Here is a 21,750-nt window from a genome sequence, read left to right as displayed (position 1 = left end):
CGTACGGCGCTCACTTTATGATCCGCGGGCCCGTCGCGTTACCGGTCGGTACGTGTGCCGTTGGTCACCGGGTGTCCACGGTGTGCAGACGGTAGGTCAGGTCGGGCTCCCCCTCCTCGTTCACGGTGCTCTCGCTGCCCGGGACGGCGCGGAAGCCGTGCCGTTCGTAGAACGCGCGTGCCGCGGCGTTGCGTTGGAAGACGTGCAGCGACAGTGGGCCGTCCGGGTGGTGCCGCAGTACCTCGTCGAGCAGCAGCGCCCCGATGCCGCGCCCGCGCGCGTCGGGCCGCAGGTAGAGGTGTTCCAGCCAGTCGCCTTCGAGGGCCGCGAAGCCGAGCGCGGCGCCGGTCCCGGCGTGCTCGGCGACCCACACCCGGCACTGCTGCAGGACGATGTTCCCGACCCACCACCGGGTCTCCTCGTCGCTGTGCAGCCGGGGCAGCCAGGGCATGGCCGCCGCCCGGGAGGCGAGGAAGACCGCGGTGATCGCATCGGCGTCCGAGGCCGCGGCAGGCCTGATCCGTATCCCTGTGTCATCGGTCACGCGATGACCGTACGCCGGAACGGGGGGCGTGATCGAATGGGATTTTCCGCCCCCTGGAAGGACGTGTCCCATGGCCGCCGCGAGCGTGCACACGCTGACCTGCTACCCCGTCAAGGGCTGCGCGGGCGTGCCCCTGATCAGCGCCGAGGTCACCACGACCGGCCTGGCCCATGACCGCACGTTCATGGTGGTCGACGCCGTGGACGGGAGCTTCCGCAGCCAGCGGACGCTGCCGGGGATGGCGGTCGTACGCGCCGAAGTGACCGACGACGGGAAGTACTTGGCGCTGTCGGCACCGGGCGCCGGGGAACTGGCGGTGGAGGTGGCGTACGAGGGCCCGATGCGCGAGGTCGGCATGTTCGACCGGCCGCTCGGGCCGGCGGTGGACCAGGGCGAGGCGGCCGCACAGTGGTTCTCCGAGGTCCTGGGCGCGTCCTCGCGACTGGTCCGCGTGCGCCCCGGCTTCGACCGGGACGGCTGGGGCGAGCACCCGGGCAAGGTCAACTTCGCCGACGCGCACGCCGTTTCGGTGGCCTCGCTGGCCTCGCTCGACGGCCTCAACCGGCGCATCAGGGAGCGCGGCGCCGCGCCCGTGCCGATGGACCGCTTCCGCCCCAACATCGTGGTCGACGGCTGGGACGAGCCGCACACCGAGGACCGGGTGCGGCTCATGACCGTGGGCACCACCCGCCTCGGCTACTCCGTCCGCGCCATGCGCTGCTCCGTGCCGCTGGTCGACCAGGCCACGGGCCGTACGGCCGGCCCCGAGCCGGTGCGCACCCTCGCGGCGTACCGGCGTGAGCCGGAGTACGGCAACAAGGTGAGCTTCGCGATGAAGGCGGCGGTGCTGCGGCCGGGCACGGTCGCGGTGGGCGACCGGGTGGAGGTGCGGTCATGGGAGTGACCGGCCTTCCGACCGATTGATCGTATGGCGATCGAGTACCGATCGAAGGACCGAGCCGGCGCGATCCGCCCCGTGCCGGACGGCACGGGGCGGATCGCGCCGGACGGATCGCGCCGGACGGATCAGCAGCCGCCGCAGTTGTAGTACAGGACGTCCCAGTGGTTGCCCTCGTCGGCATAGATGTTGCCCGAGCCGGACCGGTACTGGGGGGCACCGTCACCGCGCAGGCCGATGTAGGTGAAGTACGTGTGGATGTAGCTGGTGACGCAGCTGTTCTTCCCGTAGTCGAGCTTGTAGCCGTTCCAGTGCGAGTACGTGCCGCTGGCGTGGCCCGTCTCGGTGCCGCCGGTGATGTTCAGGGCGCAGGCGCTCGCGTGCTTCAGGGTCACCGCGCCCTGGGCGGTGGCCTGGTTGAGCTGATCGAAGGACGTGCACGTCGCGTTGTTGCGGTCCGAGCAGCCGCCCGACGAGGACCAGGTGATCCCGGCGGCGCGGAACATCGCCGTGGCCTGGGCGTGCGTCAGCTTGGTGACGGCGTAGGCGTCGTGGGACGCGGCGAGGCCGACGCCGGGGGCGAACAGCACTCCGAGCGCGAGAACGAGCGCGCTCAGGACGGAGCGGAACTTCATGGGGGATTCCTCCTGCTGGTGACCGTGCTTCCGGTGGGGCGGCTGTGCAGGTGGAGCAGGAGGAATGTGCCCTGTGTTCTACGCGCGTATGCACGGCAGTTGGACGCGCACGCGCGCGGGGCTCCGGTGGGGCCCTAGTTGTCGCAGGTGGCGTTGTAGCCGACGTTGTAGCCGCTGGAGTAGCCCGACTTGTACTTCCCGTTCGTGGTCTGCGGACTGTAGGAGTCGTAGTACGAGCACGAGTTGCCGTCAAAGCGGCCGTCGAGCAGCCCGGCGTTGTAGCCCTGCTGGTACTTCGGGTCGTTCTTGGCGGGTGCCTGAGGCGCGGACACCGCCGCGGCGTGGGTCGTGTCCGCCGATGCCGTGGACATCACCGCCGGCGACAACACCAGGGCCGCGGCCGCGACGAGGGGGCTTGCCAGCAATGCGATGCTTCGCTTGGCGCGCATGACTTTCTTCTTCCTGGAAACTGTTACGCGCGGATGGTGCCTCGACCTGACCGGACGCATGGCTGCATGCGACAACGGACCGGGGAGCGAAATCTGCAATGCGATGCTCGGGGCACCACGACAGCCGGTCGATTCCGGCTTTGGACGTCGCCTGACCTGCGAATGAAGACATCCCATGTCATTGACGTCAACAATTCGACCGTAACGATCCGGGCGCCGGGTGTCCACTTATGGCCGCATATTCTTCATTGACACATCAACTGATCGAAAACGTGGACGCGAAGGACCCGGTGCCCATGGCAATTATTCCGTCGCAGCACCGCTGTCACACGCCTGACGGCCTTTCGGAGAGGCGGACGCGGCATCCGTCGCGGCGTCCGCCTCCGGGGCGTGCCCCTCAGGCGTTCCTGCGCGGCTCCACGCCGGCACGCAGCAGCCCGTACGCGTATGCGTCCTCCAGGGCCTGCCAGGAGGCGGCGATGACGTTCTCGCCGACGCCGACGGTCGCCCACTCGGAGATGCCGTCGGAGGTGGAGACCAGCACCCGGGTGATGGACTCGGTGCCGTGCTTGCCCTCCAGGATGCGGACCTTGTAGTCGACCAGCTCCAGCTTCGCGAGCTGCGGGTAGGTGCGCTCCAGCGCGACACGCAGCGCGCGGTCCAGCGCGTTGACCGGGCCGTTGCCCTCGGCGGTGGCGACGATGCGCTGGCCGTCGGCCCACACCTTGACCGTCGCCTCGTTGGCGTGGGTGCCGTCGGGGCGGTCCTCGACGATGGCGCGCCAGGACTCGACCCGGAAGTAGCGCAGCGGCCGGCCCTCGACCTCCTCGCGGAGCAGGAGTTCGAAGGATGCGTCGGCGGCCTCGTAGGTGTAGCCCGCGAGTTCACGCTCCTTGACGCGGCCGACGACCCGGCCGATCAGCTCGCGGTCGTCACCGAGGTCGATGCCGAGCTCCTTGCCCTTGAGCTCCACCGAGGCGCGGCCCGCCATGTCGGAGACCAGCATGCGCATGGTGTTGCCGACCAGCTCGGGGTCGATGTGCTGGTAGAGGTCGGGATCGACCTTGATCGCGGAGGCGTGCAGACCGGCCTTGTGGGCGAAGGCCGAGATTCCCACGTACGGCTGATGCGTGGAGGGCGTGAGGTTGACGACCTCGGCGATGGCGTGCGAGATGCGGGTCATCTCGGCGAGGGTGCCGTCGGGCAGGACCTTGCGGCCGTACTTGAGCTCCAGCGCCGCAACGACCGGGAAGAGGTTGGCGTTGCCGACGCGCTCGCCGTAGCCGTTGGCGGTGCACTGGACGTGGGTGGCGCCCGCGTCGACGGCGGCGAGGGTGTTGGCGACGGCGCAGCCGGTGTCGTCCTGTGCGTGGATCCCCAGGCGGGCTCCGGTGTCGGCGAGCACGGTGCGGACCACGGCCGTGACCTGGGCGGGGAGCATGCCGCCGTTGGTGTCGCAGAGGACGACGACATCGGCGCCGGCCTCGTGGGCGGCGCGCACGACGTCCTTGGCGTAGCCGGGGTTGGCCTTGTAGCCGTCGAAGAAGTGCTCGCAGTCGACGAAGACCCGGCGGCCCTGGGAACGCAGGTAGGAGACGGTGTCCCGGACCATCTCCAGGTTCTCCTCGAGTGTGGTGCGCAGGGCCAGCTCCACGTGGCGGTCGTGGGACTTCGCGACCAGGGTGATGACCGGCGCGCCGGACTCCAGCAGCGCCTTGACCTGCGGGTCCTCGGCCGCGTTGCCGCCGGCGCGGCGCGTGGCGCCGAAGGCCACCAGCTGGGCGTGGCGCAGCTCCAGTTCGGCGGCGGCACGGGCGAAGAACTCGGTGTCCCGGGGGTTGGCGCCCGGCCAGCCGCCCTCGATGAAGCCCACCCCGAAGTCGTCCAGGTGCCGGGCGATCGTCAGCTTGTCGGCGACGGTGAGGTTGATGCCCTCGCGCTGCGCGCCGTCGCGCAACGTGGTGTCGAAGACGTGGAAGCTGTCGTCCAGTACGGCCGTCATGGTTTGTTCCAACTCCTGTCGGGTGAGTGGTTCCGGAAGACCGGGCTCCACTTGCCCCCATCATCCCTCGCGCTGCGCCGCCCCCGGCGCGGGTGGGCCGGGAAACGAAAAAACCCCTCGCGGGTGCGAGAGGTCTGCGCGCGGGTCTGGGACACGGTGATCGCTTCCGCGAAGGTCTGCGGGTGGGCGATCACTGAGGACCGGCGCGCCTGCTGCCAATAATCATGGCGAACGAGGGCACATCGGCAGTCTGCCACAGGACCCGCGGACGTGGGACACGGTCTCATGATGCGGGCACCCGGTCGGCGGCCGCCGCGAAGCCCCTGTCGGGCCTCTCGTCAGGCCCCTGGGCAGGGCCCTCGTCAAGCCTCTCGTAGCGGCCCGGTCAGCCGGCGGGTGCCGGGGCGAGCGCCTCGTCGAGGAACTCCTTGACGTGTCCCAGGGCCTGCTCGCGGTCCATCCCGGGGAGCCCGATGACCAGGGGCACACCGAAGCCGTCCAGCAGCGCCCGCAGCCGTACGGTGAAGCGCTCGGGGTCCAGGGGCCGGAAGTCGCCGCGCGAGATGCCCTCGGCGAGCAGGGCGACCAGATCGCGGTGCCAGACCAGCTCGAGTTCGAGCTGGCGGCGCAGCACCTCCTCGGCGGCCGTCGTCCGGTTCCAGATCTCGGACCACAGGGTCCAGCGGGGATCGCGGCGCCCGTCGGGGAGGTAGAGGTCGATGACCGCGTCGAGTCGTTCCCGGGGGCCGGCGGGGCCGCCCAGTACCCGCCGTCGCTCGGCGCCGAGCTGCTCCTCGCTCCATTCGAGGGTCTGCAGGAGCAGCTCGTCCTTGCTGCCGAAGTAGTAGAGGATGTGGCCGCTGCTCATGCCGACCTGCCTGCCGAGACCCGCGATGGTCAGCTCGGCCAGCCCGCGCTCGGCGATGGTCGCCATGGCGGCGGCCATCACGTCCTCGCGGGGCTGCTTGAGCCGCCGCCGCGGGCGGGCGGGTCCGGTCACGGTTCCTCCGGGGCGGTCACACCTGGGGCTGTTGCTGGGTGATGCAATGAATACCACCACCGTGGGCGAAGATCGTACGGGCGTCCACCAGCACGACCTCGCGATCCGGGAAGAGCCGCTCGAAGATCGCCTTGTTGACCTCGTCGGCCGGGTCGTCGAAGGCGCAGAGGATCACGGCCCCGTTGCACAGGTAGTGGTTGACGTAGGAGTAGTCGACCGGCTCGCCGTCCGCCTCCTGGACATGGGGTGCGGGCAGTTCCACGACCTCCAGCGGCCGGCCCTGGGCGTCGGTGGCGGCCCCCAGCAGGGACGCCGTCTCCCGCGAGACCGCGTGGTCGGGGTGGGCCGGGTCCTGCTGGCTGTGCACCACGACCACGCCGGGGCGGACGAAGGCCGCGACGATGTCGACGTGCCCCCGGGTACCGAAGCGGCCGTAGTCGGCGGTGAGACCGCGGGGGAGCCAGATCGCCTTGCGAGTGCCGAGGAAGGCGTGGATCTCGGCCTCCGCCCGCTCCCGGGTCCAGCCGGGGTTGCGGCCCGGGTCGAGCTGCACGGTCTCGGTGAGCAGCACGGTGCCCTCGCCGTCGACATGGATGCCGCCGCCCTCGTTCACGAAGGACGTGGCGTAGCGGGCGGCGCCCGCCCGTTCGGCGACGAGGGCGCCGATCTCGGCGTCGTGCTCCCAGGCCGCCCACTCCTGCGCTCCCCAGCCGTTGAACGTCCAGTCGGCGGCGGCCAGGCCCCCGGCGCCGGTGAGGAAGGTGGGGCCCATGTCGCGCATCCAGGCGTCGTCGAGCGGCGCCTCGACGACGGTGACGTCCGTGCCGCCCACGCGCAGCAGCTCCCGGGCGTGGGCGGCGTCCTCGGGGCGGGCCACGACGGTCACCGGCTCGAACCGGGCGATCGCCCGGGCCACCGCGGCCCATGCGGCACGGGACTCGGCGAGGTCCTCCGCGCCGTCGAAGGTGGCGCTGGGGGACGGCCACGCCATCCACGTGCGCGCGTGCGGGGCCCACTCGGGGGGCATCGAGTAGCCGTCGGCGGCGGGGTGGTCGTGCATGGTGCTGGTCCTTGTCACAAGAAGTAGAGGCGGCTGAGCGAGACCTGTTCGGCGGGCTCGGAGCGCAGCGGGTCGCCGTCGAGGGTCACCAGCCCCGTCCTGCCGTCCACGTCCACCTGCCCCGTACGGGAGTTGAGCACGAGGTCGGCCGGGCCGATGCCGCGGGTGCCGCGCACGGCGACGCGGCGGCGCCGGGTGGGCATCCGGTCGTGCTCCAGTTCCAGGGCGGGGCGGGCCACGAAGGCCACGGACAGATCGGCGGCCGTGGCGCCGTGGGCCCCGAACAGCGGTCCGAGCACCAGGGGTTCACAGGTGTCGGTGGCCGCGTTGGGGTCGCCGGTGACGCCGTAGGCGGGAAAGCCCGACTTGAGCACCATCTGGGGCTTGGCGCCGAAATACTGCGGGCGCCACAGCACGATGTCGGCGAGCTTGCCGACCTCGATCGAGCCGATCTCGTGGGCGAGGCCATGGGCGATGGCCGGGTTGATGGTGAGCTTGGCGATGTAGCGCAGCACGCGGGCGTTGTCGTCGTCCGGGCCGTCCCCCTCCAGGGGGCCGAACTCGGCCTTCATCTTCCCGGCCATGGCGAAGGTGCGGCGCACGGTCTCCCCGGCGCGGCCCATGCCCTGTGCGTCGGAGGAGGTGATGCCGATCGCCCCCAGGTCGTGCAGCACGTCCTCGGCGCCCATCGTCCCGGCACGGATGCGGTCGCGGGCCATCGCCGCGTCGCCCGGCAGGTCCGGCTTGAGGTCGTGGACGGAGACGATCATCCCGTAGTGCTCGCCGACCGCGTCCCGGCCGAAGGGCAGCGTGGGGTTGGTGGACGAGCCGATGACGTTCGGCACGCCCGCCATCTTCAGCACGTTGGGGACGTGCCCGCCGCCGCAGCCCTCGATGTGGAAGGCGTGGATCGTACGGCCCTCCAGCACACGGAGGGTGTCCTCGACGGACAGGCACTCGTTCAGGCCGTCGCTGTGCAGGGCGACCTGCACGTCGTACTCCTCGGCGACCCGCAGGGCTGTGTCCAGGGCGCGGGTGTGCGCTCCCATGTCCTCGTGGACCTTGAAGCCGGACGCCCCGCCCTCGGCGAGCGCCTCGACCAGCGGCGCCGGGTCGGAGGACGAACCGCGTCCCAGGAAGCCGATGTTGACGGGCCATGCGTCGAAGGAGTTGAAGGCGTGCCGCAGCGCCCACGGCGAGTTGACGCCGACGCCCCACACGGGTCCGAACTCCTGGCCGATGATCGTGGTGACGCCGGAGGCGAGCGAGGCCTCCATGATGCGCGGCGACAGCAGATGGACGTGGGTGTCCACGGCCCCGGCGGTGGCGATCAGCCCCTCGCCGGACACGATGGAGGTGCCCGTGCCGACCACCACGTCCACCCCGTCGAGGGTGTCGGGGTTGCCGGCCCGGCCGATGGCGTGGATGCGGCCCTCGCGGATGCCGATGGACACCTTGCGGATGCCGACGGCCGCGTCGATGACCAGCACATTGCTGATCACCACGTCGCAGGTCTCGCGGACGGCGGCGGCCTTCAGCGCCAGTCCGTCGCGGGCGGTCTTGCCGAATCCGGCGAGGAACTCGTCGCCGGGCCGCTGGGAGTCGGACTCGACGCGGACCACCAGGCCCGAGTCGCCCAGCCGGACCCGGTCCCCGGCGCGCGGGCCGTGCACGGCGGCGTACTCGTACGGGTCGATGCTCATCGCTCCGCTCCCAGATAGCCGCACGCGGCGGCGCGCCGCAGTGCCTCCGCCTTCGCGCCGGGCGCGTCCAGCGGGCCGTCGACGAGCCCGGCGAAGCCGATCACGACGCGTTCGCCGCCGATCGGGACCAGGCCGACTTCCCGCTCCTCCCCCGGGCCGAAGCGCACGGACGAGCCGGCCGGGACGTTCAGCCGCATGCCGTACGCCGCCGAACGGTCGAAGTCCAGCCGCGGATTGGCCTCGAAGAAGTGGAAGTGCGAGGTCACGCTGATCGGCACCGTGGCGGTGTTGCGCACGGTCACGCCCCTCTCCGAGGGCCGCTCGGGAAGGGCGGGGCCGGGCAGCACGGCGCCGGGGGCGTCCTCCCCCAGCGAGCCCCCGCCGATCGGGTCGGAGACGACGGCCAGCCGCGAGCCGTCGTCGAAGACGGCCTCCACATGGATCTCGGTGACGACGTCGGCCACACCGGGCAGCACGTCGTCGGGACCGAGCACGGCGCGCCCGGCCTCGACGGCCTCCGCGAGGCGTGCGCCGTCCCGCGCGGCCTCGCAGACGGTGTCGGCGATCAGGGCGGTGGCCTCGGGCACGTTGAGCCGCAGCCCGCGGGCGCGACGGGCCCGGGCCAGCTCGGCGGCGCCGAACAGCAGCAGCCGGTCGCGTTCGGTCGGGGTCAGCCGCACGGCTCAGCACCTCCCACATCGATCACCTGTTAGAGCATCACTCTAAACCTCGAAGACACCCTTGGGAAGTGTCGGCCTCCACACACGGCCGGAGAAATTGAATGACGTTCTAACCTTCCCGACACGGCAAGGGAGCCCCGCGTCGGGCTGGTCGCCGGGCTGCTCGTGCCGCGGCTCTTCGGCACCTTCACCGCGCTCGCGGTCGGTGCCGGCGAGGACTACGCCGGGCCGCTCGTGGCCGCGGCTCCCGCCTGGTACCTGGTCCTGCTGCTGGCCAACGCCTCCGCGGGATCGGTGGGCAACGCCGGGCTGATGCTGTACAGCATGGGTCTGGACCTGGACGCGGTCCTGCCCCGCGCGACGCGCACGCGGGCCACCTACGTGGTGGGCGCGGTCTCCACGGCCCTGGTCCACCTGGGGCACTTCGCCTGGGCCGCGCAGGACGCGATGACCTCGTTCGTCCTGCTGCTCACCGTCGTGGGCACCTCGTGGGCGGTCATCACCCTCATCGGTTTCGCGCGCGGCCGCGGGCGGTACGACGCCGACGCCCTCCAGGTCTACAACCGGCGCAGCCGCGGCGGTCTGTACTGGTACCGCGGCGGCTGGAACGTGCAGGCGACGGTCGCTGGGCGGCGGGGTCCGGCATCGGGCTGCTGGCGGTCGACACACCCGCCCACAGCGGGCCCCTGCTGCCGCTGACCGGGGGGATCGACCTCAGCTTCCTCATATCCGGCGCCGTCACGGCCGCGGTCTGCCTCGTTCTCACCCCGCGCCGCCCGCACCCGGTGCCGGCGGGGGCGCCGGAGCGGGTCGCGGTCACCGTGTGAGTCCCGCCGGTCCCCCGCGGTCCCGCGGCCGGATGCGGCACCGCGGGGGGCCCCGCGGGCGCCGCGGGGACGAGGCGTGATCAGCCGCCCAGGGGGTGCATCCAGCCGTGGGTGTCGGCGGCCCGCCCGGTCTGGATGTCGAGCAGCGCCTTGCGCAGCTTCATCGTGACCTCACCCGGCTGCCCGTCGGCGACGGTCCAGTTGGCGCGGGTGGACTTCACGGACCCGACCGGCGTGATGACGGCGGCCGTTCCGCACGCGAAGACCTCGGTCAGCGACCCGTCCGCGTTGCCGTTCTTCCAGTCGTCCACCGACAGACGGCCCTCGCTGACCTCGTAACCGAGGTCGGCGGCGATACGCAGCAGCGAGGCACGGGTGATACCGGGAAGGAGGGAGCCGGTGAGCTCAGGGGTGACGATCTTGTTCCCGTACACGAAGTACAGGTTCATGCCGCCCATCTCCTCGATCCAGCGGCGCTCGATCGCGTCGAGCCAGACGACCTGGTCGCAGCCGTGCTCGATGGCCTGGGCCTGCGCGACCAGGGACGCGGCGTAGTTGCCGCCCGCCTTCGCGGCACCGGTGCCGCCGGGCGCGGCGCGGACGTACTCCTCGGAGAGCCACACGGAGACCGGCTTGACGCCACCGGGGAAGTACGCGCCGGCCGGAGAGGCGATCACCATGAACAGGTACTCGTTGGCCGGCTTGACACCGAGGCCGACCTCGGTGGCGAACATGAACGGCCGCAGGTAGAGGGACTGCTCGCCCTGGCTGGGCACCCAGTCCCTGTCCTGGGCGACGAGCGCGTCGACGGCGGCGATGAAGGTCTCGACGGGCAGCTCGGGCATGGCCAGGCGGCGGGCGGAGGCCTGGAAGCGCTCGGCGTTGGCCTCGGGACGGAAGGTGGCGACCGAGCCGTCGGGCTGACGGTAGGCCTTGAGACCCTCGAAGATCGTCTGCGCGTAGTGCAGCGTCATGTTCGCCGGGTCGATGGAGAGCGGCGCGTACGGCACGAGCTCGGCGTCATGCCAGCCGCGGCCCTCGGTCCACCGGATCGTCACCATGTGGTCGGTGAAGTGACGGCCGAAACCGGGGCTGGCGAGGATCGCCTCGCGCTGCGCGTGGGGCAGCGGGTGCGAGGACGGCTTGAGCTCGATCGTGGGCGTCGTCATGTGTCGTGTCCTTCGCGTCAAGGTCAGGGCGGACCGCACCCGCCGTCCCCTGGTGCTAGGACGTCCGAGTTTCCCCTCGCACAGCGGCCCCACCGCCGATTATCGCAGCGGCGGGGCCGAGGACATACATGCGCGGCCCGAGAGGTCAGGGTCAGTCGTGGTGCGGTCGCTGACCGGCCGGGCCGACTGGCGGAGGCTAACCCGGCGGTCAGCCGGCTACTCGCGCGGCGAGCGCGTCGCCGATCTCACCGGTGCTCCGCGTCCCGGAGCGCTCGGCGAGGTCCGCGGCGACCGCGGCCTCGATGCGCTCGGCCTCGGCCGTGTAGCCGAGGTGCTGCAGCAGCATGCCGACCGAGAGCACGGTCGCGGTCGGGTCGGCCTTGCCCTGACCCGCGATGTCCGGGGCGGAGCCGTGGACCGGCTCGAACATCGACGGGAACTCGCCGCCCGGGTTGATGTTGCCGCTGGCGGCGAGGCCGATGCCACCGGTCACGGCGGCGGCGAGGTCGGTCAGGATGTCACCGAAGAGGTTGTCGGTGACGATCACGTCGAAGCGCTCGGGCTGGGTGACGAAGAAGATCGTCGCCGCGTCCACGTGCAGATAGTCGGTGGTGACCTCGGGGTACTCCTCGCCGACCTTGTCGAAGATGTTCTTCCACAGGTGGCCGGCGTGCACGAGGACGTTGTTCTTGTGGACCAGCGTGAGCTTCCTGCGCGGACGCGCCTGGGCGCGGGCGTAGGCGTCGCGGACCACGCGCTCGATGCCGAACGCGGTGTTGAGGCTGACCTCGGTGGCCACCTCGTGCGGCGTACCCGTGCGCAGGGAACCGCCGTTGCCGACGTACGGACCCTCGGTGCCCTCGCGGACGACGACGAAGTCGATGCTCGGCTCGCCGGCGAGCGGGCCCTTGACGCCCGGGAAGAGCCGGGAGGGCCGCAGGTTGACGTGGTGGTCGAAGGCGAAGCGGAGCTTCAGCAGCAGCCCGCGCTCCAGGACGCCGGACGGCACCGACGGGTCGCCGACGGCGCCCAGCAGGATCGCGTCATGGGCCTTGAGCTGTTGCAGTTCCGCGTCCGGCAGGGTCTCGCCGGTCTCGTGCCAGCGCTTGGCGCCGAGGCTGTACTCCTTGGTCTCCAGCTTCACGTCCTGCGGAAGGACGGCGGACAGGACCTTCAGGCCCTCGGCCACCACCTCCTGGCCGATTCCGTCGCCGGGGATCACTGCGAGACTGATGCTGCGAGACATGGCGAGAACCCTACTCCCCTGTCCATGGAATGACACGTGATGTCCGCATGGCGGACGCCTCGGCATTCCGCCGGGTGCTGTTCACCCGTCTGACCGCGCTGAGTTGGCGGCGGATGGGAATTCCCTGTCCATGGACACTCCACGCATGGGCATCGACGAGCACCTCGCCGGCCGTATGAGCATGGCGGAGCAGCACGCCTACCTGCGGGAACGGCACTCCCGCAGGCGGGTGATCCGGGGCGGTGTCGCGGCCGCCGGGATCGTGGCCGGGGCCGGCGTGCTGGGCGCGTCCGCGTACGCCGACCGGGAGAGGGCCGCCGCGCCGGTACGCGCCCCCGAGGCGCTCACCCCGCCCGCAGCGGCCCGTGTGGACGGCGCGCTGGTGGCCCCGTTCGGCCGGCACCTGGCCTTCGGCGCCGACCCCCGGAGCCAGATGCGCGTCTCCTGGCAGGTGCCGCTGCCGGTGCGGAAGCCGTTCATCCGGGTGGGCGTGAGGCCATGGGACCTCGGCCACCGGATCGAGGCCGAGGTGCGCCCGCTGCACACCGCCGCGCTCGGCAAGGAACTGCCCGCGGTGGACCAGTACTACCTGCACGCGGCGCTCGACGGGCTGCGCCCCGGCACCACGTACTACTACGGCGTCGGCCACCAGGGCTTCGACCCCGCGTCCGCGTCCGCCTACGCCACCATCGGCTCCTTCGGCACGGCCCCGGGCCCCGGGCACCGCGATCCGTTCGTCTTCACCGCCTTCGGCGACCAGGGCGTCAGCTACCACGCCCTCGCCAACGACAGTCTGATCCTGGCTCAGAACCCGGCGTTCCACCTGCACGCGGGCGACATCTGCTATGCCGACGACTCGGGCCAGGGCAAGGACGACGACACCTACGACGCCCGCACCTGGGACCAGTTCCTCGCCCAGACCGAGAGCGTCGCCTCACGCGTCCCGTGGATGGTCACGGTCGGCAACCACGACATGGAGGCCTGGTACTCCCCCAACGGCTACGGCGGCCAGGAGGCCCGCTGGTCGCTGCCGGGCAACGGCCCGGACGCGGCGCGACTCCCCGGCGCCTACTCCTTCACGTACGGCAACGTGGCCGTCGTGGCGCTGGACGCCAACGACGTGTCGTACGAGATCCCGGCCAACCGCGGGATCAGCGGCGGCCGGCAGACCGCGTGGCTGGACAGGCGGCTGGGCGAGCTGCGCGGGCGGCGCGGTGTCGACTTCGTCGTCGTCTTCTTCCACCACTGCGCCTACTCGACCACCAGCGCGCACGCCTCCGAGGGCGGTGTGCGCGAGGCATGGGTGCCGCTCTTCGAGAAGCACCGGGTCGACCTCGTGGTGAACGGGCACAACCACGTCTACGAGCGCACCGACGCGGTGCGCCGCGACGCGGTCGGAAAGGAGGTCCCGATCGGGGCGACCACGTACCCCGAACGGGACGGCATCGTCTATGTGACGGCGGGCGGCGCGGGGAAGAGCCTGTACGGCTTCCCTGTGCCGGACAGCTACGAGGGCCACGTCAAGGACCTGGACGGCGTGGCCACCTACCACTGGGTGAAGGACGCCAGGAAGGCCGAGGAGACGGTGGAGTGGTCACGCGTCCGCTACACCGGCTACTCGTTCCTGGTCGTGGAGTCGGAGCCCGCGCCGTCCGGACGGACGGCGCGGCTGGCCGTCTCGGCGCTCGCCGAGAGCGGCAGGCGGATCGATCACTTCACCATCGCGCGGACGGCCAGGTAGGCGAGGCGCCGCAGACGGCGGATGGGGCGGGGCACGGAAGGGCCGGTCAACGCGGCTCGTGCCCCGTCGACCCGCCGTTGTCACGGCGGTCCAGGGCGCGCTGCAGGGCTTCGGCGGCGTTCTTGCGGGCGGTCTCGTCCATGGTGAACAGCTCCCGGAGAAGAAGAGGAGGGTTGCGTCGCCATAGAACGGGGCGGGGAGCGGCGCTGCAGGGGGTGACCTGCGAGAGGTGCGCGGCTCACGTCCGCCGGTCGCTGGTGGAGCGAGACGTTCGGCTTCTACAAAGCTAGGACAGCTCCGCCGATCTGTCTCCACAATTACTCGGACTTCCTACTATCTGAGACGGCGAAGGCCCGGCACCCCACGGAATCGGGGGTACCGGGCCCTGCCCCTTGCGGGCTCGTCCGGGTGACGCGGAGGTCAGCCCATGTGCGGGTAGCGGTAGTCGGTCGGGGGCACCAGGGCCTCCTTGATCGACCGGGTCGACGTCCAGCGCATCAGGTTCTGCGCGGCACCCGCCTTGTCGTTGGTGCCGGAGGCACGGCCGCCGCCGAAGGGCTGCTGGCCGACCACGGCGCCGGTGGACTTGTCGTTGATGTAGAAGTTGCCGGCGGCGAAGCGCAGCTTCTCCATGACGTCGGCGACGGCGGCGCGGTCACGGGCGATGACCGAGCCCGTCAGCGCGTACGCGGCGACGGATTCCATCTGGGCGAGCATCGCCTCGAAGTCCTCGTCCTCGTAGACGTGCACGCCCAGGACCGGGCCGAAGTACTCCTCGCGGAAGATCTCGTTCTCCGGGTCCGAGGAGGCCAGCACGGTCGGCCGCACGAAGTACCCGACGCTGTCGTCGTAGGTGCCGCCCGCGACGACCTCGACCGACGTGTCGGCCTTGGCGCGGTCGATGGCGGCCTTGTTCTTGGCGAACGCGCGGTCGTCGATCACGGCGCCGATGAAGTTCGACAGGTCGGTGACGTCACCCATGGTGAGACCGTCGACCTCGGCCGCGAACTCCTCCTTGAAGCCGTTCTCCCACAGGGAGCGCGGGATGTAGGCGCGGGAGGTGGCCGAGCACTTCTGGCCCTGGTACTCGAAAGCGCCGCGGGTCAGCGCGGTCTTCAGCACCGCCGGGTCGGCCGACGGGTGGGCGACGACGAAGTCCTTGCCGCCGGTCTCGCCGACGATCCGCGGGTAGGCGCGGTACTTCTCGATGTTGTTGCCGACCGTCTTCCACAGGTGCTGGAAGGTCCGGGTGGAGCCGGTGAAGTGGATGCCGGCCAGGTCCGGGTGGTCCAGCGCGACCTCGGAGACCGCGATGCCGTCGCCGGTGACCAGGTTGATGACGCCCTTGGGCAGCCCGGCCTCCTCCAGCAGCTCCATCAGCAGCACGGCGGCGTGCGTCTGGGTCGGGGACGGCTTCCACACCACGACGTTGCCCATCAGGGCCGGGGCGGTCGGCAGGTTGCCGGCGATCGCGGTGAAGTTGAAGGGCGTGATCGCGTAGACGAAGCCCTCGAGCGGGCGGTGGTCGAGGCGGTTCCACACACCCGGGGAGTTGGCGATCGGCTGCTCGGCCAGGATCTGGCGGGCGAAGTGCACGTTGAAGCGCCAGAAGTCGACCAGCTCGCAGGGGCTGTCGATCTCGGCCTGCTGCGCGGTCTTGGACTGGCCGAGCATGGTCGAGGCGGCGATCGTCTCGCGCCAGGGGCCGGCCAGCAGGTCGGCGGCGCGCAGGATGATGGCGGCGCGGTCGTCGAAGGACATGGCGCGCCAGGCCGGGGCGGCGGCGAGGGCGGCGTTGATCGCGTCCCGCGCGTCCTCCTGCGTGGCGTTGGCGTAGGTGCCGAGGCGGGCGCCGTGGTTGTGCGGCTGCACGACGTCGAAGCGCTCGCCGCCGCCCATCCGCTTCACGCCGCCGATGGTCATCGGCAGCTCGACCGGGTTCCCGGCCAGCTCCTTCAGCTTCGCCTCCAGGCGCGCCCGCTCCGGGCTCCCCGGGGCGTAGGAGTGCACCGGCTCGTTCACCGGGGCGGGGACCTGGGTCACAGCGTCCATGGAAGACATCTCCTTGTGTCCTTGTGGGGTCGGGGCTCAGCGGGTGGGGAGGAAGGACCGCAGGAAGAAGGCCAGGTTCGCCGGCCGCTCCGCGAGGCGCCGCATGAAGTACCCGTACCAGTCTGCGCCGTACGGGACGTAAATGCGCATGCGCTCGCCCTCGTCCGCCAGGCGCCGCTGCTCGGCTGTGCGGATGCCGTACAGCATCTGGAACTCGTACGAGCCCTGCTTGCGGCCGTGGCGCTGGGCCAGCTCCTGGGCGATGGCGATCAGCCGCGGGTCGTGGGAGCCGATCATCGGGTAGCCCTCGCCCGCCATCAGGATCCTCAGGCAGCGCACGTACGCACGGTCGACCTCGGCCTTGTCCTGGAAGGCGACGGTGGCGGGCTCCTTGTAGGCGCCCTTCACCAGGCGCACCCGGGATCCGGCGACGGCGAGGTTGCGGGCGTCCTCCTCGGTGCGGAAGAGGTACGACTGCAGGACGGCGCCGGTGGCGGGGTGGCGGCGGCGCAGCTCGGCCAGGATCTCGAGGGTGGAGTCGACCGTGGTGTGGTCCTCCATGTCGAGCGTGACGGTCGTGCCGATCTCGCCCGCCAGGTCGGCGACCGGGCGGACGTTCTCCAGCGCGATGTCGTGGCCGCCGGCCGGCAGGGCCTGCCCGAAGGCCGACAGCTTCACGGAGACCTCGGCACGGGTGCCCAGGCCCTCGGCCTTCAGGGCCTCCAGCAGCCGCAGGTACGCGTCCCGGGTCGCGAGCGCCGTCGCCTTGTCGGTGACGTCCTCACCCAGATGGTCGAGGGTGACCTCCAGGCCGGACGCGGTCAGCGACCGCACGGTGTCCATGGCGGGCGCCAGCTCGTCACCCGCGATGAAGCGGTTCACCACGGGGCGGGTGATCGGCGCGCCCGCGACAACGCGGCGCATACGGTCGCTGCGCGAGGCGGCGAGCAGCACGGGACCCAGCACGGTCTCCTCCTGGAGGAAGGGCTGCCCAGGGGGCAGGCAGCGTCGCCGTGAAATCTAGGATTCACCTACCCCGCCCGCCATCGACAGCTGTCACGCATCCGAACGGCATCCCTCATACAGATGTATGAGGGAGAATGGCGGCGTGCGCGGTGACTACCAGGAGCTGGTCGACGAGGTCTCGGCGCTGCTCGGCGCCCCCGCGACGCTGGAGGACCGCGACTTCCGGCTGATCGCCTTCGGCGCGCACGACAGCGACGACGACAGCGCCATGGACCCCGTGCGCACCCGGTCGATCCTCACCCGCCGCTCCACCGCCGAGGTCCGTTCCTGGTTCGAGCGATTCGGCATCGCCCGCGCGACCGACCCGGTCCGCATCCCCGCCGCTCCCGACGCCGGGGTGTTCCGGCCCCGGCTCTGCCTGCCCGTGCGGCACGGCGGCGTCGTCCACGGATACGTGTGGCTGCTCGACACCACCGGGCACACCGACGCCCAGCTGACCGCCGCCATGGAGGTCGCCGCCCGCATCGGCGCGCTGCTGGCCGCCGAGACCCGGGCGGGCGCCGACGCCGGCCGGGCACTGGGCGATCTGCTCGCCTCCGCCCCGGGGCCCGGGCGGAACGCCGCGCGCGAGGCCCTGAGGGCGGCACTCGGCCCGGACGCGGAGGAGACCCACGCGCTGGTGTGCGTGCTGCCCTGGCCGGGCGGCGAGGAGAGCGACGCGCCGGGACCGCGCACCGTGCCGGGCGCCGCCGCGCTGTGCGTGGTGCCGCCCGTGTCGGAAGCCGCGGGTGAGACATACCGGGAGCCCTCGGCCACGGCGCTCGCGGCCCTGGTGCGGCTGCGTTCGGCGGCGATGTCCGGGCCCGCGCTCACGGCCGCCGCGCGGCTGCTGGAGGGCAACGGCAAGGCTGCGGACCCGCGGGCACGGGCCGGGATCAGCGCCCCGCGCCAGGGACTGGCCGAGCTGCCCGGCGCATGGCACGAGGCCGTCGCCGCCGCCCGCGCCGCCCGCGCCCAGCCCAGACTGGGGCCCACTGCGGAGTGGAGCGGGATCGGCCCTTACCGGATGCTGGCCGCACTGCCCCGCGGGGCGGTGGACCCCGCGGTACGCCCCCTGCTGGACCCCGCGCACGCCGATCTCGCGCACACCGCCGAGGTCTACCTGGACCGCGCGGGACAGGCCGGACGTGCCGCCGCCGAGCTGCGGATACACCGGCAGACGCTTTACTACCGGCTGTCCCGTGTCGAGCGGCTGACCGGCCTGGACCTCGACGACGGCGAGGACCGGCTGTTGCTTCACATAGCCCTCAAGACGGCCGGTCTCGGCGACTGATGGGACTGTTGCCGACGCGAGGGGGCACAAGTAACGTGGCGCGAGGCCTTGGGGGGCTTGATCAACGGGCGTAGGACACGGGCGAACCCCGCGTCCCGCGCGAACACCGCGGACGGCGATGCAAGGGGATCGGGAGCCGGTGACTCATTCCACGGAGGCCTACGGACGCGTGCGCGCAGCGCTGTGGAGAACACCGGGGAACCCCGCCGACAGACCCCGCCCCGACCGCCGGCTGGTCCTCGCCGGGCTGCTGCTGGTCCTGTCCGTGGCCGCGTTCACCGCGCTGTGCCTGTCGATCGCCGTGCCGATGGCCGACATGCAGGTCTACCGCGCCGAGGGCGCGGCCGCCGTGGACGGCACCGACCTGTACGGCTTCACGGTCACCGAGTGGAAGCTCCCGGCGACCTATCCGCCCTTCGCCGCACTGCTGTTCGCGCCGACGACCTGGTTGCCCGTACCCCTGCTGAAGCTCGCGTTCATGGGCGGCAACCTGCTGCTGCTCGGAGTGCTCGCGCATCTGTCCTGCCGGGCGACCGGGTGGCCGCGCGCCCGCGGCTCGCGCTGGGTGGTGGTGGTCCTGGCGATGGCCCTCGGGCCGTGGCTGGAGCCGGTCTTCCAGACGATGCTGTACGGCCAGATCAACCTGCTCCTCGCGGTGCTGGTGCTGTGGGACCTGAGCAGGCCGGACGGCGCGCGCGGCAAGGGGATCGCGATCGGTGTGGCGGCCGGCATCAAGCTCACCCCTGCCATCTTCGCCGTCTATCTGCTGCTCACCGGCCGGCGGAAGGATGCGGCCGTCGCGGCGGCGGGCTTCGCCGGCACGGCGCTGCTCGGCGCGCTCGCGCTGCCGGGCGCGACCGTCGACTACTGGACCCGCTGCCTCTTCGACACCAGCCGCATCGGCAAGGTCTGGATCGTCGACAACCAGTCGCTGCAGGGTCTTGCGGCGCGGGCCCTGCACACCGCCCACCCCGGCGCGGTGTGGGCGGTGGCCGCGCTCGTGGTGGCCTGCGCGGGGCTCGCGGTCTCGGTGCGCATGGGCCGGCTGGGCCGGGAGGCCTGGGGCGTGGTCTGCTGTGCGGTGACGGCGCTGCTCATCACGCCGATCAGCTGGTCGCACCACTGGGTGTGGTGCGTGCCGATGCTGATCCTGCTGGCCGCCGACGCGCCGCGCTGGGCGCTGCGGGCGGCCGCGGTGGTCTTCCTGGCCCGGACGCTGTGGATCGTGCCGAAGGCCGGGGACCTCGATCTGCACCTGGCGTGGTGGCTGCAGCCCTTCGCCTCGCCATACCCCGTTCTCGGCCTGGTGTTCCTGGCGGCGGTGGCGGTGCGGTTCCGGCCCTCCTCCCCCACGATGGCGGCGCTGACGGCGAAGGGGCGGCCGTCCCGGATCGCCCGGGTCGGCCGCCCCCAGCGGAGCGAACCGGCCGTCAGTCCTCGAGATTGACCGCGCGGGCCGAGGTCGCGCCGATCTCCTCGGCGATCTCGGCCAGCACCGGCGCCGGGATGGCAGTGTCGACGGTCAGCGCGACCAGCGCCTCGCCGCCGGCCTGGTCACGGGCGACCTGCATACCGGCGATGTTGACGCCCGCGTCCCCCAGGATGCGGCCGATGGTGCCGACGACGCCGGGGCGGTCGGTGTAGCGCAGGAACCCCATGTGGTCGGCGAAGACCAGGTCCACGTCGTCGTCGCCGACGGCGACGATCTTCTGGATGTGCTTGGGGCCCGCCAGCGTGCCGGAGACGGCCACCTCGGTGCCGTCGGAGAGGGTGCCCCGGACGGTGACCAGGTTGCGGTGGTCGGGCGACTCGCTGCTGGTGGTGAGGCGGACCTCGACGCCGCGCTCCTGCGCGAAGAGCGGGGCGTTGACGTAGCTCACGGTCTCGTCGACGACGTCCTCGAAGACGCCCTTGAGGGCGGAGAGTTCCAGCACCTTCACATCGTGCTGGGTGATCTCGCCGCGCACCTCTACGTCGAGACGCACCGCGACCTCGCCCGCGAGCGCGGTGAAGATCCGGCCGAGCTTCTCGGCGAGCGGCAGACCCGGGCGGACGTCCTCGGCGATGACACCGCCCTGGACGTTGACCGCGTCCGGGACCAGCTCACCGGCGAGGGCGAGCCGCACCGAGCGGGCCACGGAGATGCCGGCCTTCTCCTGGGCCTCGTCGGTGGAGGCGCCCAGGTGCGGGGTGGCCACGACGTTGTCGAACTGGAAGAGCGGCGAGTCCGTGCACGGCTCCTTGCCGTACACGTCCAGACCGGCACCGCCGACCCGGCCCTCCTTGAGCGCCGCGAACAGCGCCTCCTCGTCGACGATCCCGCCGCGCGCGGCGTTGACGATGCGGACGTGCGGCTTGACCTTGCGCAGCGCCTCCTCGCCGATGAGACCGACCGTCTCCGGGGTCTTGGGGAGGTGCACGGTGATGAAGTCGGAGACCTGCAGCAGCTCGTCGAGGCTGAGGATCTTCACGCCCATCTGGGCGGCGCGCGCGGGCTGGATGTAGGGGTCGTACGCGACGATCTTCATCCCGAAGGCCGACATGCGCTGGGCGACCAGGGCGCCGATGCGGCCGAGGCCGACCACGCCGAGGGTCTTCTCGGCCAGCTCGACACCGGTGTACTTGTTGCGCTTCCACTCGCCCTGCTTCAGGGCCGCGTTCGCCGGGGCGATGTTGCGGGCGACGGCGATCAGCAGGCCGCACGCGAGTTCGGCGGCGGTGACGATGTTGGAGGTCGGTGCGTTGACGACCATGACGCCCGCCTTGGTGGCGGCGGAGACGTCCACGTTGTCCAGGCCGACGCCCGCGCGGGCCACGACCTTGAGCTTCGAGGCGGCGGCGATGGCCTCGGCGTCCACCTTGGTGGCGCTGCGGATCAGAATGGCATCGACGTCGGTGATCGCGCTCAGGAGTTCGGCTCGATCGGCGCCGTTGCAGTGCCGGATCTCGAAGTCCGGACCGAGGGCGTCGACGGTGGCAGGCGACAGCTCTTCAGCGATGAGTACGACGGGGTTGCTCACGTGAGTCCTCACTAGTCCCTGGTCTACGGCCGCGTCCCGACGGCCGAAGGCGGTGGAGGGGGATGGCATGCCGCGTGGAAGACGCACGACGCTGTGAGCCTGACGCGCTTGTTAATGGAGTGTATCGGCGGCGGGCCCGGCGTCCTGCGCCAACGTGGAAGGATCACCCGCACGAGGGTGTACGGCGTGGACAAAGCGGCCGGTCCCGGGGGCGCGGCGCCCCCGGGACCGTGTCGACCGCGGTGCGGAGGGGCTTACGCCTCCTCGTCCACCCAGCTCATGAGCTTGCGCAGCTTCTTGCCGGTGGTCTCCAGCAGGTGGTTCTCGTCGGCCTTCTTGTACTCGTTGTACTTCGGCAGGCCGGCGTTGTACTCGGCGATCCAGTTGTTGGCGAAGGAGCCGTCCTGGATCTCCGCGAGGACCTT

Annotated in this window: 17 protein-coding genes and 2 pseudogenes; 5 read left to right on the top strand and 14 right to left on the bottom strand. The window is 71.5% G+C overall.

Annotated elements, in window-relative coordinates; genetic code table 11:
• Nucleotides 1–64 precede the first annotated feature (64 nt).
• Nucleotides 65–544, bottom strand: a complete 480-nt coding sequence (locus tag ACWDAS_RS25570; protein WP_450395117.1) for an N-acetyltransferase family protein — start codon at nt 542–544, stop codon at nt 65–67.
• Between the two features lie 70 nt (nt 545–614).
• On the opposite strand from ACWDAS_RS25570, the gene ACWDAS_RS25565 reads away from it, so the two are divergent.
• Nucleotides 615–1,448, top strand: coding sequence for an MOSC domain-containing protein (locus ACWDAS_RS25565; RefSeq protein WP_450395114.1), 834 nt, complete (start codon nt 615–617; stop codon nt 1,446–1,448).
• 122 nt (nt 1,449–1,570) lie between these two features.
• Here ACWDAS_RS25565 and ACWDAS_RS25560 read toward each other — a convergent pair whose 3' ends face one another.
• The 7 genes from ACWDAS_RS25560 to ureA all read right to left on the bottom strand — a co-directional run bounded on the left by ACWDAS_RS25560 (nt 1,571) and on the right by ureA (nt 8,971).
• Nucleotides 1,571–2,077: a hypothetical protein gene (locus tag ACWDAS_RS25560; protein ID WP_450395111.1), complete on the bottom strand. Its 507-nt coding sequence runs from the start codon at nt 2,075–2,077 to the stop codon at nt 1,571–1,573.
• Nucleotides 2,078–2,211: 134 nt separating this feature from the next.
• The gene (locus ACWDAS_RS25555) at nt 2,212–2,526 is read right to left on the bottom strand and encodes a hypothetical protein (protein WP_450395109.1); all 315 of its coding nucleotides are present in this window, start codon (nt 2,524–2,526) and stop codon (nt 2,212–2,214) included.
• Nucleotides 2,527–2,923: 397 nt separating this feature from the next.
• Nucleotides 2,924–4,528 carry a citramalate synthase gene (gene cimA / locus ACWDAS_RS25550; protein ID WP_450395106.1) on the bottom strand — a complete coding sequence of 535 codons (1,605 nt, stop codon included), beginning with the start codon at nt 4,526–4,528 and terminating at the stop codon, nt 2,924–2,926.
• Nucleotides 4,529–4,913: 385 nt separating this feature from the next.
• Nucleotides 4,914–5,528 carry a TetR/AcrR family transcriptional regulator gene (locus ACWDAS_RS25545; RefSeq protein ID WP_450395103.1) on the bottom strand — a complete coding sequence of 205 codons (615 nt, stop codon included), beginning with the start codon at nt 5,526–5,528 and terminating at the stop codon, nt 4,914–4,916.
• Between the two features lie 16 nt (nt 5,529–5,544).
• Complete coding sequence (locus tag ACWDAS_RS25540; protein ID WP_450395102.1) at nt 5,545–6,588, bottom strand: agmatine deiminase family protein; 1,044 nt, start codon at nt 6,586–6,588, stop codon at nt 5,545–5,547.
• A gap of 14 nt (nt 6,589–6,602) precedes the next feature.
• The gene (locus ACWDAS_RS25535) at nt 6,603–8,291 is read right to left on the bottom strand and encodes an urease subunit alpha (protein ID WP_450395099.1); all 1,689 of its coding nucleotides are present in this window, start codon (nt 8,289–8,291) and stop codon (nt 6,603–6,605) included.
• On the bottom strand, nt 8,288–8,971 hold the full coding sequence (gene ureA / locus ACWDAS_RS25530; RefSeq protein ID WP_450395096.1) for an urease subunit gamma: 684 nt from the start codon (nt 8,969–8,971) through the stop codon (nt 8,288–8,290). Before ureA ends, ACWDAS_RS25535 begins: the two co-directional genes overlap by 4 nt.
• A 141-nt stretch (nt 8,972–9,112) precedes the next feature.
• Between ureA and ACWDAS_RS25525 the strand changes: the two are divergent.
• Nucleotides 9,113–9,798, top strand: a pseudogene (locus ACWDAS_RS25525) (cytosine permease); the annotation flags it as partial.
• Between the two features lie 80 nt (nt 9,799–9,878).
• Here the strand turns inward: ACWDAS_RS25525 and ACWDAS_RS25520 are convergent.
• Together ACWDAS_RS25520 and ACWDAS_RS25515 are read right to left on the bottom strand one after the other, a co-directional pair.
• The gene (locus ACWDAS_RS25520; RefSeq protein WP_450395093.1) at nt 9,879–10,967 is read right to left on the bottom strand and encodes a branched-chain amino acid aminotransferase; all 1,089 of its coding nucleotides are present in this window, start codon (nt 10,965–10,967) and stop codon (nt 9,879–9,881) included.
• A 208-nt stretch (nt 10,968–11,175) separates the two neighbouring features.
• A complete protein-coding gene (locus ACWDAS_RS25515) occupies nt 11,176–12,213 on the bottom strand; it encodes a 3-isopropylmalate dehydrogenase (RefSeq protein ID WP_450395091.1) in 1,038 nt (345 codons plus the stop codon).
• Between the two features lie 130 nt (nt 12,214–12,343).
• Between ACWDAS_RS25515 and ACWDAS_RS25510 the strand changes: the two genes are divergently transcribed.
• Nucleotides 12,344–13,954, top strand: a complete 1,611-nt coding sequence (locus ACWDAS_RS25510) for a purple acid phosphatase family protein (protein WP_450395088.1) — start codon at nt 12,344–12,346, stop codon at nt 13,952–13,954.
• A gap of 420 nt (nt 13,955–14,374) precedes the next feature.
• Here the strand turns inward: ACWDAS_RS25510 and pruA are convergent, their stop codons facing one another.
• Both pruA and ACWDAS_RS25500 read right to left on the bottom strand, forming a co-directional pair.
• The gene (pruA, locus tag ACWDAS_RS25505; protein ID WP_450395085.1) at nt 14,375–16,006 is read right to left on the bottom strand and encodes an L-glutamate gamma-semialdehyde dehydrogenase; all 1,632 of its coding nucleotides are present in this window, start codon (nt 16,004–16,006) and stop codon (nt 14,375–14,377) included.
• Between the two features lie 36 nt (nt 16,007–16,042).
• The gene (locus ACWDAS_RS25500; RefSeq protein WP_450395082.1) at nt 16,043–16,972 is read right to left on the bottom strand and encodes a proline dehydrogenase family protein; all 930 of its coding nucleotides are present in this window, start codon (nt 16,970–16,972) and stop codon (nt 16,043–16,045) included.
• Nucleotides 16,973–17,114: 142 nt separating this feature from the next.
• Between ACWDAS_RS25500 and ACWDAS_RS25495 the strand changes: the two genes are divergently transcribed.
• Nucleotides 17,115–18,305 carry a PucR family transcriptional regulator gene (locus tag ACWDAS_RS25495; protein WP_450395079.1) on the top strand — a complete coding sequence of 397 codons (1,191 nt, stop codon included), beginning with the start codon at nt 17,115–17,117 and terminating at the stop codon, nt 18,303–18,305.
• A 139-nt stretch (nt 18,306–18,444) separates the two neighbouring features.
• Nucleotides 18,445–19,752: a glycosyltransferase 87 family protein gene (locus ACWDAS_RS25490; RefSeq protein ID WP_450395078.1), complete on the top strand. Its 1,308-nt coding sequence runs from the start codon at nt 18,445–18,447 to the stop codon at nt 19,750–19,752.
• Here the strand turns inward: ACWDAS_RS25490 and serA are convergent.
• A complete protein-coding gene (gene serA / locus ACWDAS_RS25485; RefSeq protein ID WP_450395075.1) occupies nt 19,736–21,325 on the bottom strand; it encodes a phosphoglycerate dehydrogenase in 1,590 nt (529 codons plus the stop codon). The genes ACWDAS_RS25490 and serA overlap by 17 nt on opposite strands.
• 254 nt (nt 21,326–21,579) lie before the next feature.
• Nucleotides 21,580–21,750: pseudogene (locus ACWDAS_RS25480) on the bottom strand (ketol-acid reductoisomerase); the annotation flags it as partial.

This window comes from Streptomyces sp. NPDC001070 (genome assembly GCF_053598835.1).
This window is presented reverse-complemented; position numbering and strand designations above follow the sequence as displayed.